Below are 16,636 nucleotides of genomic sequence, written 5' to 3' on the forward strand. Positions count from 1 at the left end.
ATCACAAACAGGGAGAGAAATCATGATTGACTATGGTCATTTCATTGGCGGCAAGCATGTCGCCGGGACCAGCGGCCACAAGCAGGATGTCATGCAGCCGATGGACGGCTCCGTGCGCGGCACGGTGGCGTTGGCCTCGCAGGCGGAACTGCGCGCGGCGGTCGAGAATGCCAAGGCAGCGCAGCCGAAATGGGCCGCGACCAACCCGCAGCGCCGCGTACGCGTGCTGATGAAGTTTCTCGAACTGGTCGCGCGCGACTATGACGAACTGGCCGACATCCTGGCGCGCGAGCACGGCAAGACGATCGCCGACGCCAAGGGCGACATCCAGCGCGGCCTCGAAGTGGTCGAGGTCTGCATCGGCGCACCGCACATGATGAAGGGCGAATTCACCGACGGCGCCGGCCCCGGCATCGACGTCTATTCGATGCGCCAGCCGCTCGGCGTCGTCGCCGGCATCACGCCGTTCAACTTCCCGGCGATGATCCCGCTGTGGAAGATCGCGCCGGCCATCGCCTGCGGCAACGCCTTCATCCTGAAACCGTCGGAACGCGATCCCGGCGTGCCGATGCGTATCGCCGAACTGTTCCTCGAAGCCGGCCTGCCGGCAGGCATCCTCAACGTCGTCAATGGCGACAAGGACGTGGTCGACGCCATCCTCGACGATCCCGATATCAAGGCCATCGGCTTTGTCGGCTCGACGCCGATCGCCCATTACATCTATTCGCGCGGCACGGCCGCCGGCAAACGCGTGCAGTGCTTCGGCGGTGCCAAGAACCACATGATCATCATGCCCGATGCCGACATGGACCAGACCGTCGATGCGCTGATCGGTGCCGGCTACGGCTCGGCCGGCGAGCGCTGCATGGCGATCTCGGTCGCCGTCCCGGTCGGCAACGATACCGCCAACCGGCTGATGGAAAAGCTGATCCCGCGCGTCGAGAGCCTGAAGGTCGGTCCTTCGACGGACTCTTCCGCCGATTTCGGCCCGCTGGTGACGGCGCAGGCATTGGAACGGGTCAAGGGCTACGTGGATACCGGCGTCAAGGAAGGCGCCAAGCTGGTCGTCGACGGCCGCGGCTTCTCCATGCAGGGCTATGAAGACGGCTACTATATGGGTGGCTGCCTGTTCGACAACGTGACCGCGGACATGCGTATCTACAAGGAAGAGATCTTTGGGCCGGTGCTCTCTGTTGTGCGCGCCCCGACCTATGAGAGCGCGATCAAGCTCGCCAACGATCACGAGATGGGCAATGGCGTCGCCATCTTCACCCGTGACGGCGATGCCGCGCGCGACTTTGCAAGCCGTGTCCAGGTCGGCATGGTGGGCGTCAACGTGCCGATCCCGGTGCCGATCGCCTATTACACGTTCGGCGGCTGGAAGGCATCTTCGTTCGGCGATCTCAACCAGCACGGCCCGGACGCGTTCCGCTTCTACACCAAGACCAAGACGGTGACCTCGCGCTGGCCGTCCGGCATCAAGGATGGTGCCGAATTCGTCATCCCGACGATGAATTGACCGGACAACAAATTGATTTGGATTAAGGCCCGGGCGCTCGCGCCCGGGCGTTTTTTTGCAATCCGGCCGCGACCCTATCCGCTTGAACGCTAATGTGATGGAACCAAGTAGGCCTCTGCCGTCTTGGTCTGCAGTCCTGCCGCAAGGAGGTACGGCAGATCAAGCAACGGCGCTGGCGACAGCTTCGGGGACATCGTCTGGCGCAAGGAGGTGTCAGATGACCCGTCTTGTGGCAACGCTATTTTTCGTGGCAATTTCTGCGTTTCCCGCCGTCCCGGCGCTGGCGGCGCAATGCGCGGCCCGTGCGGATATGATCAAAGCGCTCGGCGAAAAATTCCACGAAAGCGAGGCGGCGCGCGGCCTGGTCAACCCGAGCCTGATTCTTGAGATATTCGTCTCCGACCAGGGCACCTGGACAATTCTTGCCACCGACACGCATGGTCAGAGCTGCGTCATCACGGCAGGCGAAGGCTGAGACGGTCCGTTGATGGCGGCGGCTGCCTTGCCCGGGACTTGACCCGAGCTTCGAGGAAGCGCCGGCGACGAAAGCGCACCGGATATAAAAGGACGTTCAGCGCGTGGCGGCCGTCTCCGCGTGGCCGCGCAGTAGCGCCATCAGGCGTTTGGCATCCTTGGCCGCGGCCTCCTCGTCGCCGGCAAGGATCGAGCGGATCAGCGCGACATGGTGCTCGGCGGATTCGGCAAGGCCGGTCTCGGCCTTGTAGCGGAACCAGAAGCGGCGGCTATGGGTCTGCAAGGGGGCGGCCAGACGGGCGGCGAAGGGATTGTCGGCAGCCAGCGCCAGCGCTTCGTCGAGTGCCTTGTCGGCCTGGATGAAGGCAAGCACATTACCCGAGATCACCGCCTTCTGCATGGCAAGCGCTGCTTCGTGAAACAGGTCGGCGGCTTCGCGGGTGACGAAGCGGGCGGCCGAGCGGGCGAGCACCACCTCGACGCCGCGACGCGCATCGAGGACGCGCAACCAGTCGCCGGGATGGAGCGGGGCGATGGCGATGCCGGCGCGCGGCCTGACGTCGAGCAGCCCTTCCCATGCCAGCCGCTGGATCGCTTCGCGCACCGGTGTCCTGCCAAGCCCGAGCCTGTCGATCAGAGCGCCCTCGGTGACGAAGCTTGCCGGGGCCAGTTCGAGCGTGACGATCATGTGCTCGAGCACATGGTAGGCCCTGGTCGCGGCCGGCTCTGCCGGGAGGCTTGCTGCCATGGATATCAAATGCGCTCTCCTGATATATCTTGAATATATCATAACGGAATCCGCATTGACAGCGGGTTTGTTAATAGATATACCGCTGATATATCAGATGGAGAGATGATCATGTGGACCGGAGTTTTCCCTGCCGTCACGACCAAATTCACCGCGGATGATCGTCTCGATCATGCCGAGATGGAGCGCTGCTTCAGCCTGCAGATGGAGGCCGGCTGCGACGGCATCATCGTCTGCGGATCGCTCGGCGAGGGGCCGATGCTGTCGCCCGACGAGAAGATCGAGGTGCTGAAGACCGCACAGAAGGTCGCCGGCAAGAAGCCGGTGCTGCTGACCGTCAACGAGGCCGGCACACGCGAGGCGGCCAGCATCGCCAAGCGCGCCGCCAAAGAAGGCGCCAATGGCCTCATGGTCGTGCCGAGCCCGATCTACCACACCAATGCGGAAGAGACGGTCGCGGCGCTGCGCGCGGTCGCGCAGGCGGGCGACCTGCCGGTCATGATCTACTCCAACCGGCTTGCCTACCGCGTCGACGTCACCGTCGACCAGATGGAGGAGCTAGCGTCGGACAAGCGCTTTGTCGCGATCAAGGAATCCTCCGACGACATCCGTCGTTCGACCGAGATCATCAATCGCCTGGGCACTCGCTACGACCTGTTCACCGGCGTCGACAATCTGGCCTTCGAGGCGCTCTCGGTCGGCGCCATCGGCTGGGTGGCGGGACTGGTCACAGCCTTCCCGCGCGAGACCGTCGCCATCTTCCAGCTGATGAAGCAGGGCCGCCGCGAGGAGGCGCTCGCCATCTACCGCTGGTTCCGGCCGCTGCTCGATCTCGATGTCTCGACTTACCTGGTCCAAAACATCAAGCTTGCCGAAGTGTTCGCGATCAACACAAATGACCGCGTTCGCATGCCGCGGCAGCCGCTGTCTGGCGAGCGCCGCAAGGCTGTCGAGAAGATCGTCAAGGATGCGCTCGCCGTGCGGCCGAAGCTGCCGCAGTTCTGAGCTGGTATGAAGCGAGCGGGGCGGAGACTGGGACATGCATGCAGGGGGTGACGTACAACGATGAATAGCGATGTTCCAATCGACATCGCCATCATCGGTGGCGGCATCATCGGCATCTGTGCCGCTGCGTCTCTCGCCGAGGCCGGACGCCGGGTCACCGTCTTCGACCGCACAGGCATTTGCGAGGAGACGAGCTCCGGCAACGCCGCCGCCTTTGCCTTTTCCGATGTGCTGCCGCTGGCCCACAAGGGCATGATCCGGCAGCTGCCGAAATGGCTGGCCGATCCGCTTGGCCCGCTCAGCATTCCGCCCGCCTATCTGCCGAAGCTTCTGCCCTGGCTGGTCCGCTTCTGGCGCGCCGGTGCGCTGGGAAAATACGAGGTGAGCCTTGCTGCTCAGGCGGGCATGATGAAGCTCGCCGAGGCGGAGTGGATGGGCCTGCTCGATCGCTCCGGCACGCGGTCGATGCTGCGCGAGGATGGCTCGCTCGAGCTCTATGAAAGCGAAGCCGAGTTCCAGGCCGGGCTGCCCGGCTGGGCGGCGCGTGAGCGTTTCGGCATCGGTTTCCGCCATGTCGAGGGCGAGGAGCTGGCCGCCTTGCAGCCGGGGCTGTCGCCGCGCTTCATCAAAGGCACGTTCGTGCCGGGATGGAAGACGGTCGCCGACCCGAAACTGCTGGGCAAGGCGGTGTGGGCCTACGCACAAAGCAAGGGTGCCCGCTTTGAGATGGCCCGGATCGGCCAAGTCGCGGCGGATCAGGATGGTGCGACGCTGACATTGGCAGACGGCACGACCAGACAGGCGCGACACCTCGTCGTCGCAGCAGGCGCATGGTCGCATCTGCTGGCGAAGCAACTCGGCGATCGCATTCCGCTGGAGACCGAGCGCGGCTATAACACTACGTTGCCGACGAGTGCCTTCGACGTGAAGCGGATGCTGATCTTCTCCGGCCATGGCTTCGTCGTCACGCCGCTCGCAACGGGCCTGCGTGTCGGTGGCGCCGTCGAACTCGGCGGCATCGAGCGGCGGCCCAATTATGCCAGGTCTAAGGCGCTGCTGCAGAAGGCGCAGAAATTCCTGCCGGGGCTCGATCCCTCGGGTGGGCGCGAATGGATGGGGTTCCGCCCCTCGCTGCCGGATTCAGTGCCCGTCATCGGCGGCGCGCCGGGAAGGCGGTCGGTGGTCTATGCCTTCGGCCATGGCCATCTCGGCCTGACCCAGGCGGCGGCCACCGGACGGTTGATCAGGGATCTTGTCCTGGGGCAGACTCCACCGATCGAACTGGCCCCCTTCAGTCCGCAACGATTTTGATATTTTCGGGTTTTGATTTTCGAGGAGCGTCATGGCCAAGAAATCCTTCTTCTGCATAGACGGCCACACCTGCGGCAATCCGGTGCGGCTGGTCGCTGGGGGCGGCCCGCTGCTGCAGGGCGCGACGATGATGGAGCGGCGTGCGCATTTTCTGGCCGAGTATGACTGGATCCGCACCGGCCTGATGTTCGAGCCGCGCGGCCACGACGTGATGTCCGGTTCGATCCTCTATCCGCCGACGCGCGAGGATTGCGACATCGCCATCCTGTTCATCGAAACCTCCGGCTGCCTGCCGATGTGCGGCCATGGCACCATCGGCACGGTGACGATGGCGATCGAGCACGGTCTGATCAAGCCGAAGACGCCGGGCGTGCTTCGGCTCGACACGCCGGCCGGACTTGTCATCGCTGAATACAAACAGGTCGGCGACTATGTCGAGGAGGTGCGCATCACCAATGTGCCGTCCTTCCTCCATGCCGAGGGGCTGACAATTGAATGCCCTTGGCTCGGCGAAATCACCGTCGACGTCGCCTATGGCGGCAACTTCTACGCCATCGTCGAACCGCAGAAGAACTATCGCGACATGGCCGATTATTCGGCGGGCGACTTCATCGCCTGGAGCCCGGTGGTGCGCCAGCGGCTCAACGAGAAATATTCCTTCGTCCATCCTGAGAACCCGGGCATCAACCGGCTGTCGCACATGCTGTGGACCGGTGCTCCGACGGTGGATGGGGCGGATGCCCGCAATGCCGTGTTCTACGGCGACAAGGCGATCGACCGCTCGCCCTGCGGCACCGGCACCTCGGCGCGCATGGCGCAGCTTCATGCCAAGGGCAAACTCAAGGCCGGCGACAGCTTCGTCCATGAATCGATCATCGGTTCGCTGTTCAAGGGCAAGGTCGAAAAAGATGTCACCGTGGCCGGCAAACCGGCCATCATTCCCTCTATCGGCGGCTGGGCGCGGATGACCGGACTGAACACCATCTTCATCGACGACCGCGACCCGTTCGCGCATGGATTTGTTGTCAAGTGATGGGAATCCTGACCTTGCGGAAAGCGAGGGCTTGAAAAACGGATCGTGCCAAAAACGCAAGGATTCCTTTCATCACCTAATTTTGACGGCGATTTCTTCGAAACGGAGCGCATGATGCAGTCGAATCGTCAAAGACATTGCGTTATGCCAATGGTAGGGTCCGCGATAGTCCAGGGGCCGGATGATGGAAAACGGGCAATCGGACAGCGTGCTTCGAAAACACGCATGACGATTGAAAAATGACGTTGCAATCCGGGCTCGAAACTTTACGACTAGGGGAAATACGAAAAGGAATGCGTCTGCATGGGCGACATTCCAGGGGAGCCATGTACACATGCAGTACTTTGTCCAGCAGCTTATCAACGGGCTGACGCTGGGATCGATCTATGGGCTGATCGCGATCGGCTACACGATGGTCTACGGCATCATCGGCATGATCAATTTCGCCCATGGCGACATCTTCATGGTGGGTGCCTTCACAGCACTGATCGTCTTCCTCGCCCTTGGCGCGCTGTTCTATTCAGTGCCGGTTGTGCTGGCGCTGCTGGTCATGATGATCGTGGCGATGCTGCTCACCAGCCTCTACAACTGGACGATTGAAAAAGTCGCGTACCGGCCGCTGCGCGGTTCGTTCCGACTGGCCCCGCTGATCACCGCCATCGGCATGTCGATCGCGCTGTCGAACTTCGTCCAGGTGACGCAGGGTCCCCGCAACAAGCCGATCCCGCCGATGGTCAGCCAGGTTTACAACATCAACGGCATCAGCGTGTCGCTGAAGCAGATCATCATCGTCGTCGTCACGGCGCTGCTGCTGGCGCTGTTCTGGTATCTGGTCAACAAGACCTCGCTCGGGCGAGCGCAACGGGCCTGTGAGCAGGACCGCAAGATGGCGGCGCTGCTCGGCATCGATGTCGACCGCACGATCTCGATCACCTTCATCATGGGTGCGGCCCTTGCCGCGGTCGCCGGCACTTTGTTCCTGATGTATTACGGCGTCATTGCCTTCTCGGATGGCTTCACGCCGGGCGTGAAGGCCTTCACGGCGGCGGTGCTGGGCGGCATTGGTTCGTTGCCGGGTGCTGTGCTCGGCGGGCTGATGATCGGCTTCATCGAGAGCATGTGGTCGGCATATTTCTCGATCGACTACAAGGACGTCGCGGCGTTCTCGATCCTGGCCATCGTGCTGATCTTCCTGCCTTCCGGCATATTGGGCCGGCCAGAAGTCGAAAAGGTCTGAGACCATGGCCGTCACCGTATCTCCGGAGCGCGACACCGTCGCCACGCCTATGCAGCGCGCGTTGCGCGAGTCACTTTATGCCGCTGCCATATCGTTTGGCCTGTTCGTGCTGTTCATCGGCCTGAAGACCGGCCAGAACATTTCTAACGAACTGGTCCTGACGACGCGCTGGGGCCTGCTTGCCGCCGTGGTGATCGCCACGGCCATCGGGCGCTTCCTCTATGTCGCTTATGGCCAGCCCTTCCTCGCCAACCAGAAGATCACCGACATCGCCACCGGTCTGCTGCCGGCCAGCGTGGCGTCGCGTTTCTTCCAGTTGCCGGCCTTCATCGTGGCCTTGGTCGCGGCGGTGGTGTTGTTTGCGGTCAACAGCTCTCTCGTCGGATGGGTGGGAGCCGTGCCGGCCGGCTATCTGCAGTTCCTGCGCGCCCTGGCAATCATCTACGTGCTGGCCTGCGTGATCTATTACTTCCGCGGTTTCATTCACGCCAACTTCACCAAACTCGGCATTGCCGCGCTGATCCTCTATCCGATCCTGGTGGTGGCGATCCTGTCGCTGATGTCCTGGTCGTTCGTCGGCGGGCTGCAAGGCTCGCTGAAATGGGTCGACAATTTCGGCATCCAGATCCTGATCTATGTGATGCTGGCCTGGGGCCTGAACATCGTCGTCGGCCTCGCCGGCCTGCTCGACCTCGGTTATGTCGCCTTCTACGCGGTCGGCGCCTATGCCTATGCGCTGCTCGGCACGCAGTACGGCCTGTCGTTCTGGATCCTTTTGCCGGCCGCCGGCGCCATGGCCGCCTTCTGGGGCGTGCTGCTCGGCTTCCCGGTGCTGCGCCTGCGCGGCGACTATCTGGCGATCGTCACCTTGGCTTTCGGTGAGATCATCCGCCTGGTGCTGATCAACTGGCGCGAGGTCACCAACGGTTCGGCCGGTATTTCCGGCATCCCGAAGGTCACCTTCTTCGGCCTGATGACCTTCAACGTGTCGGACCCCAATTACATCGCCAAGGTGCTGAATCTCGCGACCTCGAGCGCCTACTACAAGATCTTCCTCTATTACCTGATCCTGGCGCTGGCGCTGCTGACAGCCTTCGTCACCATCCGGCTGCGGCGCATGCCGGTCGGCCGTGCCTGGGAAGCGTTGCGGGAGGACGAGATCGCCTGCCGCTCGCTCGGTATCAACACCACCACCACGAAGCTCACAGCCTTCGCCACGGGTGCGATGTTCGGCGGCTTCGCCGGCGCGTTCTTCGCCGCACGGCAGGGCTTCGTCAGCCCGGAATCCTTCGTCTTCCTGGAATCGGCCATCATCCTGGCCATCGTCGTTCTCGGCGGCATGGGTTCGCTGGTCGGCATCGCGGTCGCCGCAATGGTGATGATCGGCGGCACCGAGGCATTGCGCGAACTCGACTTCCTCAAGCAGGTCTTCGGGCCCGACTTCACACCGGAACTCTACCGCATGCTTCTGTTCGGCATGGCCATGGTCATCGTCATGCTGTGGAAGCCGCGCGGCTTCGTCGGCAGTCGTGAACCAACCGCCTTCCTGAAGGAGCGAAAGGCTGTCTCAAGCTCCTTCACCAAGGAAGGACACGGCTGATGAATGCGAACCCTGTTCAGAAGGCCAATTCAGGCGCGAACGACGCTATCCTGCAGGTCGATCATCTGTCGATGAAGTTCGGTGGCCTGGTGGCCATCGGCGATCTGTCTTTCGCCGCCAAGCGCGGCGAGATCACCGCGCTGATCGGCCCCAACGGCGCCGGCAAGACCACGGTGTTCAACTGCATCACCGGCTTTTACAAGCCGTCGGAAGGCATGATCACGCTCAACCGGAACGATGGTTCGACCTTCCTGCTCGAGCGGCTGCCCAACCATGAAATCCCGGCGCGCGCCAAGGTGGCGCGCACCTTCCAGAACATTCGGCTGTTCTCCGGCATGACCCTGCTGGAGAACCTGCTGGTCGCCCAGCACAACAAACTGATGAAGGCATCGGGCTACACGGTCCTCGGCCTTTTCGGCTTCAGCGGCTATCGCAAGGCCTCGGCCGAATCGGTGGAACTCGCCAAGCATTGGCTGGAAAAGGCCGATCTTGTCGACCGTGCCGACGACCCGGCCGGCGACCTGCCCTATGGCGCGCAGCGCCGCCTCGAGATCGCTCGCGCCATGTGCACGGGACCCGAGCTTCTGTGCCTCGACGAGCCGGCGGCCGGCCTCAATCCGAAGGAATCGGCGGCGCTGAACGAGCTGCTGATCGACATCAAGAACACATCCGGTACCTCGATCCTGTTGATCGAGCACGACATGTCGGTGGTCATGCAGATCTCCGACCATGTCGTGGTGCTGGAGTACGGCCGGAAGATCTCCGACGGCAGTCCGCAGTCGGTGCGCACCGACCCGCGCGTCATCGCCGCCTATCTCGGCGTCGACGACGAGGAAGTCGAAGCGGTCCTTACCGAAGTCGGCGACGAAGATGTCATCGAACAGCTCGATACAGGGCCGGATGCCGCGCATGGTCCGGGAACATCGTCGTCCTATCTCGCCGGGCCGGTGACCGACACGGTCGGCCATAGTTCGGGCGAGCGGGTTACGGTGGCCAAGGGAGCGTCAAAGGCCGGTCAGGTTGACGCCAGGTCGCTCGCCGCGGCAAACAAGGCAGCCTCGCTGGCAGCCGTGCCGGCAGCGAAGGCAAAGCCTGCTCCGAAAGCGGCTTCAAAGGCGGCAACCGGCGCGGCGGCGACGTCGACCGCGTCGGCCAAGCCGGCAGCCAAGGCCCCGGCAAAGGCTGGAGAGATCTCCAACCGGCTGGCGGCACCTCGCGGCGGCAAGGCCGATAATTTGACCCGCATCAAGGGCATCGGCACGGTCAACGAGAAGAAGCTCAACGATCACGGCATCTTCCATTTCGACCAGATCGGCGCCTGGAAAAAGGCCGACGTCGAGGCCGCCGAAGCCTATCTCGCCTTTGACGGACGTATCGCGCGCGAGGAATGGGTCAAACAGGCCAGGCTGCTCGGCCAGGGCAAGGACACGGAATTCTCGCGCCGCGTCGATGCGGGCAAGGTGGCGACAAGCCATGCTTCCGCAAAGACTGCAAAGGCAGCCACCGGAAAGACCGGGAGCAAGACCGCTGCCAAGCCCGTGGCGGGCAAGCGCGGAGGGGGCAAGTGATGGCCGCGACAACACTGCTCGATATCAAGGGCGTGCAGACCTATTACGGCAACATCCGGGCGCTGAACGGCGTCGATGTCACCGTCAACCAAGGTGAGATCGTGGCGCTGATCGGTGCCAACGGCGCCGGCAAGTCGACGCTGATGATGACTATTTTCGGCGCGCCGCGGGCTCGCGCCGGCACCATCACCTTTGCCGGCACCGACATCACCCAGATGCCGACGCACGAGATCGCGCGCATGCGCATTGCCCAGTCGCCCGAGGGCCGGCGGATATTTCCGCGCATGACGGTGATGGAAAACCTGCAGATGGGCGCCAGCCTCGACAACCTCAAGCACTATGACGAGGACGTCGAGAAGGTGTTCACGCTGTTCCCGCGTTTGAAAGAGCGCATCACCCAGCGCGGCGGCACGCTGTCGGGCGGTGAGCAGCAGATGCTGTCGATCGGACGCGCGCTGATGGCACGGCCGAAGCTGCTTTTGCTCGACGAGCCGTCGCTGGGTCTCGCGCCGCTGATCGTCAAGCAGATATTCGACGCCATCCGCGAACTGAACCGCACCCAAGGGCTGACCGTGTTCCTGGTCGAGCAGAACGCCTTCGGCGCGCTCAAGCTCGCCACGCGCGGCTACGTCATGGTCAATGGCAATGTGACGATGAGCGGCACCGGCAAGGAACTGCTCGCCAATCCGGAAGTGCGCGCCGCCTATCTCGAAGGCGGACACCACTGAGTTCGGAGCGGAATGCGTGCATCCGCCATTCCGCTCCAGATTGTTTGTTTGTCGCATGATCTTAGTCCGGAAAGTCCGCAACTTTTCGGGGTCATGCTAAGGAGACTTCACCATGCAGGGCATTCTTTACGAGGAACCCTCGATCTGGCAGTTCTTCTTCGTCACCTGTCTGCTCGGCGGCTGGGCGGCGTGGATGACGGGCAAGGCCAGTGCTCAGACGTGGCGCAGCTTCATCCAGCTGTTCGCCTATATGCTGGGCCTCGGCATCGCGATCCGCTTCATCCATCACGCGCTGTTCGGCGGCACCATGTTCTCGCTGCACTATTATGTCGTCGACACCATCGTGCTGATGATCCTCGGCTTCGTCGGCTACCAATACACGCGCACCAACCAGATGGTGACACAGTATAATTGGCTCTACGAAAGAGCTTCACTCTTGAGCTGGAAACCGAAAGGTTGACGTTCATCATTAACGCCGTCTCGAAATTGAATCGGCGTGACAAGTGCCTGAAAATCGGCAAACTATGCTTTCTGCGATAAGGGTGGGCATCGCATGAAAGCTTCATCCACGCCCACTCCGTTAATGGGAGCGTTTAAATGAAAAAGTCACTTTTGTCCGCCGTCGCCCTGACCGCGCTCGTCGCGTTCGGCGGTGCCGCGTGGGCTGACGTAATGGTCGGCGTCGCTGGCCCGATCACCGGTCCGAATGCCGCCTTCGGCGCGCAGTTGCAGAAGGGTGCCGAAGCTGCTGTCGCCGACATCAATGCGGCTGGCGGCATCAATGGCGAGCAGATCAAGCTCGAAGTCGGCGACGACGTTTCCGATCCGAAGCAGGGCATCTCGGTCGCCAACAAGTTCGTCGGCGACGGCGTCAAGTTCGTGGTCGGTCACTTCAACTCCGGCGTCTCGATCCCGGCCTCGGAAGTCTATGCCGAGAACGGCATCGTCGAAGTGACGCCGGCCGCAACCAACCCGCAGTTCACCGAACGCGGCCTGTGGAACGTGTTCCGCACCTGCGGACGCGATGACCAGCAGGGCAGCATTGCCGGCGCTTATCTGGCCGCCAACTTCAAGGATGCCAAGATCGCCGTCGTGCACGACAAGACCACCTACGGTCAGGGCCTTGCCGACGAAACCAAGAAGGCGATGAATGCCAAGGGCCTGACGGAAGTCATGTACGAAGGCATCAATGTCGGCGACAAGGACTTCTCGGCGCTGATCGCCAAGATGAAGGAAGCCGGCGTTTCCATCATCTATTGGGGCGGCCTGCACACCGAAGCCGGCCTGATCATCCGCCAGGCCGCCGACCAGGGCCTCAAGGCGACGCTGGTCTCCGGCGACGGCATCGTGTCGAACGAGTTGGCTTCGATCGCGGGCGACGCGGTTGCGGGCACGCTCAACACGTTCGGTCCGGATCCGCGCCTGATCCCCGCCAACAAGGAACTCGTCGAGAAGTTCCGCGCGCAGGGTTTCGAACCGGAAGCCTACACGCTCTACTCCTACGCAGCCATGCAGGCGATCGCCGCGGCAGCCACCGCTGCCAAGTCGAACGATCCGCAGGCAGTTGCCAAGGCGCTGCATGAAAACGGCCCGTTCAAGACCGTGCTCGGCGACCTGTCCTATGACGCCAAGGGCGACCCGACGCTGCCCGGCTACGTCATGTACGAATGGAAGAAGGGCGACGACGGCAAGTACACCTACATCCAGAAGATGTAAGCTCGTCAGTCTCCAGACCATCTACGATGCCCGGCGCTCGCGCCGGGCATTTTCTTTTGCCATCACGGGGGGCGGCCGATAGAGCCGGGTTCTTAGCCGGTGAATGATCGTGCGCTAACTGCAAAGCCGGCGCTTTTCTTGCTGTTCGGATGAATGCGAAGGGCTTCTGGCGCAATGATTCCATTTCAATCGGTTTAAACGCACGTCAATTTTGTTTGCACTGCAGCATTTTCACGCTAATCATTGCGCCGATTTCTCTTCCTTCCGTTGCTGGAGCCCAGTCCTTGGCCATCACGAAGATCCTCGTCGCCAACCGGTCCGAAATCGCCATTCGCGTTTTTCGCGCGGCCAACGAACTCGGCCTCAAAACCGTGGCGATCTGGGCCGAGGAAGACAAATACTCCCTGCATCGCTTCAAGGCCGACGAGAGCTACCAGGTCGGACGCGGGCCGCATCTGACCCGGGACATGGGGCCGATCGAAAGCTATCTGTCGATCGAGGAGGTGATCCGCGTCGCCAGGCTGTCGGGTGCCGATGCTATTCATCCCGGCTACGGATTGTTGTCGGAAAGTCCCGAATTCGCCGACGCCTGTGCCGAAGCCGGCATTACCTTCATCGGGCCGAAGCCGGACACAATGCGGCGGCTCGGCAACAAGGTCGCGGCGCGCAATCTCGCCATCGAGGTCGGGGTGCCGGTGATCCCCGCCACCGATCCGTTGCCGGATGACATGGAGGCGGTCAAGAAACTGGCCAAGGGAATCGGCTATCCGGTGATGCTGAAGGCGTCATGGGGCGGCGGCGGCCGCGGCATGCGCGCCATCCGCGCCGAAGCCGACCTTGCCCGTGAAGTCACCGAGGGCAAGCGCGAGGCGAAAGCCGCCTTCGGCAAGGACGAGGTCTATCTTGAAAAGCTGATCGAACGCGCCCGCCATGTCGAGGTGCAGGTGCTGGGCGACACCCGTGGCAATGCGGTGCACCTGTTCGAGCGCGACTGTTCGATCCAGCGCCGCAACCAGAAGGTCGTCGAGCGGGCGCCGGCGCCCTATCTCGAAATGTCGCAGCGCGAGGAGCTTTGCGGCCATGCGCTGAAGATCGCCCGCGAGACCAGTTATATCGGCGCCGGCACGGTCGAGTTCCTGCAGGATGCCGACACCGGCAAATTCTATTTCATCGAGGTCAATCCGCGCATCCAGGTCGAGCACACCGTCACCGAGCAGGTGACCGGCATCGATATCGTCAAGGCGCAGATCCACATCCTCGACGGCTTTGCCATCGGCACACCGGAATCAGGCGTGCCGGCGCAGAAGGACATAAGGCTGAACGGCCACGCGCTGCAGTGCCGCATCACCACGGAAGATCCCGAACACAATTTCATCCCCGACTACGGCCGCATCACCGCCTATCGCGGCGCAACAGGCTTCGGCATCCGCCTCGATGGCGGCACCGCCTATTCGGGCGCTGTCATCACCCGCTTCTACGATCCGCTGCTGGAGAAGGTGACGGCGTGGGCGCCGACGCCGGCCGAGACCATCGCCCGCATGAACCGGGCGCTGCGCGAGTTCCGCATCCGCGGCGTCGCCACCAACCTGACCTTCCTCGAAGCGATTATCAACCACCCGAGCTTCGCCGACAATTCCTACACGACCAAGTTCATCGACACGACGCCGGAACTGTTCCAGCAGGTCAAGCGCCAGGACCGCGCCACCAAGCTCATCAACTATCTCGCCGACGTCAGCGTCAACGGCCATCCCGAGACGCGCGGCCGGCCGCAGCCGAAGGCCGATGCGGCCGCACCCGTGGTGCCTTACCTCAACGGCAATGTGCCCGGCGGCAGCAAGCAGAAGCTGGATGTGCTCGGGCCGGAGAAGTTCGCCGCCTGGATGCGCGACCAGAAAGAGGTGCTGGTCACCGACACGACGATGCGCGATGGCCATCAGTCGTTGCTCGCCACCCGCATGCGCACGCATGACATTGCCGGCATCGCCGGTACCTATGCGCGTGCCTTGCCGCAGCTTCTATCGCTGGAATGCTGGGGCGGCGCCACCTTCGACGTCGCCATGCGGTTCCTCACCGAGGATCCGTGGGAGCGGCTGTCGCTGGTGCGCGAGGCGGCGCCCAATCTGCTGTTGCAGATGCTGCTGCGCGGCGCCAATGGCGTCGGCTACACCAACTATCCCGACAATGTCGTGCAGCATTTCGTCAAGCAGGCAGCAAGCGGTGGCATCGACCTGTTCCGGGTCTTCGATTGCCTGAACTGGGTCGACAACATGCGCGTCGCCATGGATGCGGTCGGCGCCGAGGGCAAGCTGATCGAAGCGGCGATCTGCTATACCGGCGACATCCTCGATCCGGCGCGGGCGAAATACGACCTCAAATACTATGTCGGCCTGGCCAGGGAATTGCAGGCGGCCGGCGCCCACATCATTGCCGTCAAGGACATGGCCGGACTGTTGAAGCCGGCGGCGGCACGCGTGCTGTTCAAGGAGCTGCGCGAGGCGACCGACCTGCCGATCCATTTCCACACCCACGACACGTCGGGCCTGTCGGCGGCGACGGTGCTGGCGGCGGTGGAAAGCGGCGTCGACGCCATAGACGCGGCGATGGATGCTTTCTCCGGCAACACCTCGCAGCCATGCCTTGGCTCGCTCGTCGAGGCGCTGAAGGGCACCGAACGCGACCCCGGTCTCGACCCGCAATGGATCAGGAAAATCTCGTTCTACTGGGAAGCGGTGCGCAACCAGTACGCCGCCTTTGAAAGCGACCTCAAGGGGCCGGCCTCGGAAGTCTATCTGCACGAGATGCCGGGCGGGCAGTTCACCAATCTGAAGGAACAGGCGCGCTCGCTCGGACTGGAGACGCGCTGGCACGAGGTGGCGCAGACCTATCACGACGTCAATCTGATGTTCGGCGACATCGTCAAGGTGACGCCGTCCTCCAAGGTCGTCGGCGACATGGCATTGATGATGGTCAGCCAGGACCTGACCGTTGCCGATGTCGAAAACCCGGACAAGGATATCGCCTTTCCGGACTCGGTCGTCTCGATGCTGCGCGGCGATCTTGGCCAGTCGCCAGGCGGGTGGCCGACGGCGCTGCAGAGGAAGGCGCTGAAGGGCGACAAGCCGATCACGGTGCGGCCCGGCTCACTGCTCAAGCCAGCCGACCTCAAGGCCAACCGCAAGGAAATCGAGGAGAAGCTCGAGCGCAAGCTGTCGGAGTTCGAATTCGCCTCGTGGCTGATGTATCCGAAGGTGTTCACGGATTTCGCCGGCGCGCAGGAAACCTATGGGCCGGTCAGCGTCCTGCCGACGCCGACCTATTTCTACGGCATGAAGCCGGAAGACGAGATCTTCGTCGACATCGAGAAGGGCAAGACGCTGGTGGTGCGCTGCCTGGCCATCGGCGATGTCGACGAGAAGGGCATGGTCACCGTGTTCTTCGAGCTCAACGGCCAGCCGCGTCGTGTCAAGGTGCCCGACCGGGCGCATGGCGCGTCCGCCGCCAAGGCCCGCCGCAAGGCCGAACCCGGCAACGAGGCGCATGTCGGCGCACCGATGCCGGGCGTCGTCTCGGCGCTTTCGGTGGCTGCCGGCCAGGCTGTGAAGGCCGGTGACGTGCTGCTTTCCATCGAAGCGATGAAGATGGAGACGGCGCTGCATGCCGAGCGCGACGGCACGGTCGCCGAGGTGCTGGTCAAGGC

General features: G+C 62.9%; 13 protein-coding genes. 12 read left to right on the forward strand and 1 reads right to left on the reverse strand.

Annotated features, from left to right (window positions below; genetic code table 11):
• The first annotated feature begins 22 nt into the window (after nt 1–22).
• Both EN906_RS05410 and EN906_RS05415 read left to right on the forward strand, forming a co-directional pair.
• Nucleotides 23–1,519: a CoA-acylating methylmalonate-semialdehyde dehydrogenase gene (locus EN906_RS05410; RefSeq protein ID WP_127375094.1), complete on the forward strand. Its 1,497-nt coding sequence runs from the start codon at nt 23–25 to the stop codon at nt 1,517–1,519.
• Between the two features lie 217 nt (nt 1,520–1,736).
• Entirely contained in the window at nt 1,737–1,994 is a 258-nt protein-coding gene (locus EN906_RS05415; RefSeq protein ID WP_127268692.1) for a hypothetical protein, read from the forward strand.
• Between the two features lie 96 nt (nt 1,995–2,090).
• On the opposite strand, the gene EN906_RS05420 is transcribed toward EN906_RS05415, so the two are convergent.
• Nucleotides 2,091–2,741 (reverse strand): GntR family transcriptional regulator, encoded by a 651-nt coding sequence (locus EN906_RS05420; RefSeq protein ID WP_236383238.1) that lies wholly within the window; start codon nt 2,739–2,741, stop codon nt 2,091–2,093.
• A gap of 111 nt (nt 2,742–2,852) precedes the next feature.
• Between EN906_RS05420 and EN906_RS05425 the strand changes: the two genes are divergently transcribed.
• The 10 genes from EN906_RS05425 to pyc all read left to right on the forward strand — a co-directional run.
• Nucleotides 2,853–3,746 (forward strand): dihydrodipicolinate synthase family protein, encoded by an 894-nt coding sequence (locus EN906_RS05425; protein ID WP_127268694.1) that lies wholly within the window; start codon nt 2,853–2,855, stop codon nt 3,744–3,746.
• Nucleotides 3,747–3,806: 60 nt separating this feature from the next.
• Nucleotides 3,807–5,057, forward strand: coding sequence for an FAD-dependent oxidoreductase (locus EN906_RS05430; RefSeq protein WP_164748659.1), 1,251 nt, complete (start codon nt 3,807–3,809; stop codon nt 5,055–5,057).
• 31 nt (nt 5,058–5,088) lie between these two features.
• The gene (locus tag EN906_RS05435; protein ID WP_127267458.1) at nt 5,089–6,090 is read left to right on the forward strand and encodes a 4-hydroxyproline epimerase; all 1,002 of its coding nucleotides are present in this window, start codon (nt 5,089–5,091) and stop codon (nt 6,088–6,090) included.
• A gap of 334 nt (nt 6,091–6,424) precedes the next feature.
• Entirely contained in the window at nt 6,425–7,327 is a 903-nt protein-coding gene (locus EN906_RS05440; protein ID WP_127267457.1) for a branched-chain amino acid ABC transporter permease LivH, read from the forward strand.
• Nucleotides 7,328–7,331: 4 nt separating this feature from the next.
• Nucleotides 7,332–8,927 (forward strand): high-affinity branched-chain amino acid ABC transporter permease LivM, encoded by a 1,596-nt coding sequence (gene livM, locus EN906_RS05445; protein WP_127267456.1) that lies wholly within the window; start codon nt 7,332–7,334, stop codon nt 8,925–8,927.
• A complete protein-coding gene (locus EN906_RS05450; protein ID WP_127267455.1) occupies nt 8,927–10,495 on the forward strand; it encodes an ABC transporter ATP-binding protein in 1,569 nt (522 codons plus the stop codon). Before livM ends, EN906_RS05450 begins: the two co-directional genes overlap by 1 nt.
• On the forward strand, nt 10,495–11,223 hold the full coding sequence (locus EN906_RS05455; protein WP_027037230.1) for an ABC transporter ATP-binding protein: 729 nt from the start codon (nt 10,495–10,497) through the stop codon (nt 11,221–11,223). The genes EN906_RS05450 and EN906_RS05455 overlap by 1 nt, the downstream gene beginning before the upstream one ends.
• A gap of 112 nt (nt 11,224–11,335) precedes the next feature.
• Nucleotides 11,336–11,683 (forward strand): DUF6867 family protein, encoded by a 348-nt coding sequence (locus tag EN906_RS05460; protein ID WP_023811804.1) that lies wholly within the window; start codon nt 11,336–11,338, stop codon nt 11,681–11,683.
• A 137-nt stretch (nt 11,684–11,820) separates the two neighbouring features.
• The gene (locus tag EN906_RS05465; RefSeq protein ID WP_027037229.1) at nt 11,821–12,939 is read left to right on the forward strand and encodes a branched-chain amino acid ABC transporter substrate-binding protein; all 1,119 of its coding nucleotides are present in this window, start codon (nt 11,821–11,823) and stop codon (nt 12,937–12,939) included.
• A 284-nt stretch (nt 12,940–13,223) separates the two neighbouring features.
• Nucleotides 13,224–16,636 (forward strand): pyruvate carboxylase (gene pyc / locus EN906_RS05470; protein WP_127375095.1); only part of this gene is annotated, 3,413 nt, incomplete at its 3' end.

It is taken from the genome of Mesorhizobium sp. M7A.F.Ca.CA.004.06.1.1 (assembly GCF_003999135.1).
GTDB lineage: Bacteria > Pseudomonadota > Alphaproteobacteria > Rhizobiales > Rhizobiaceae > Mesorhizobium.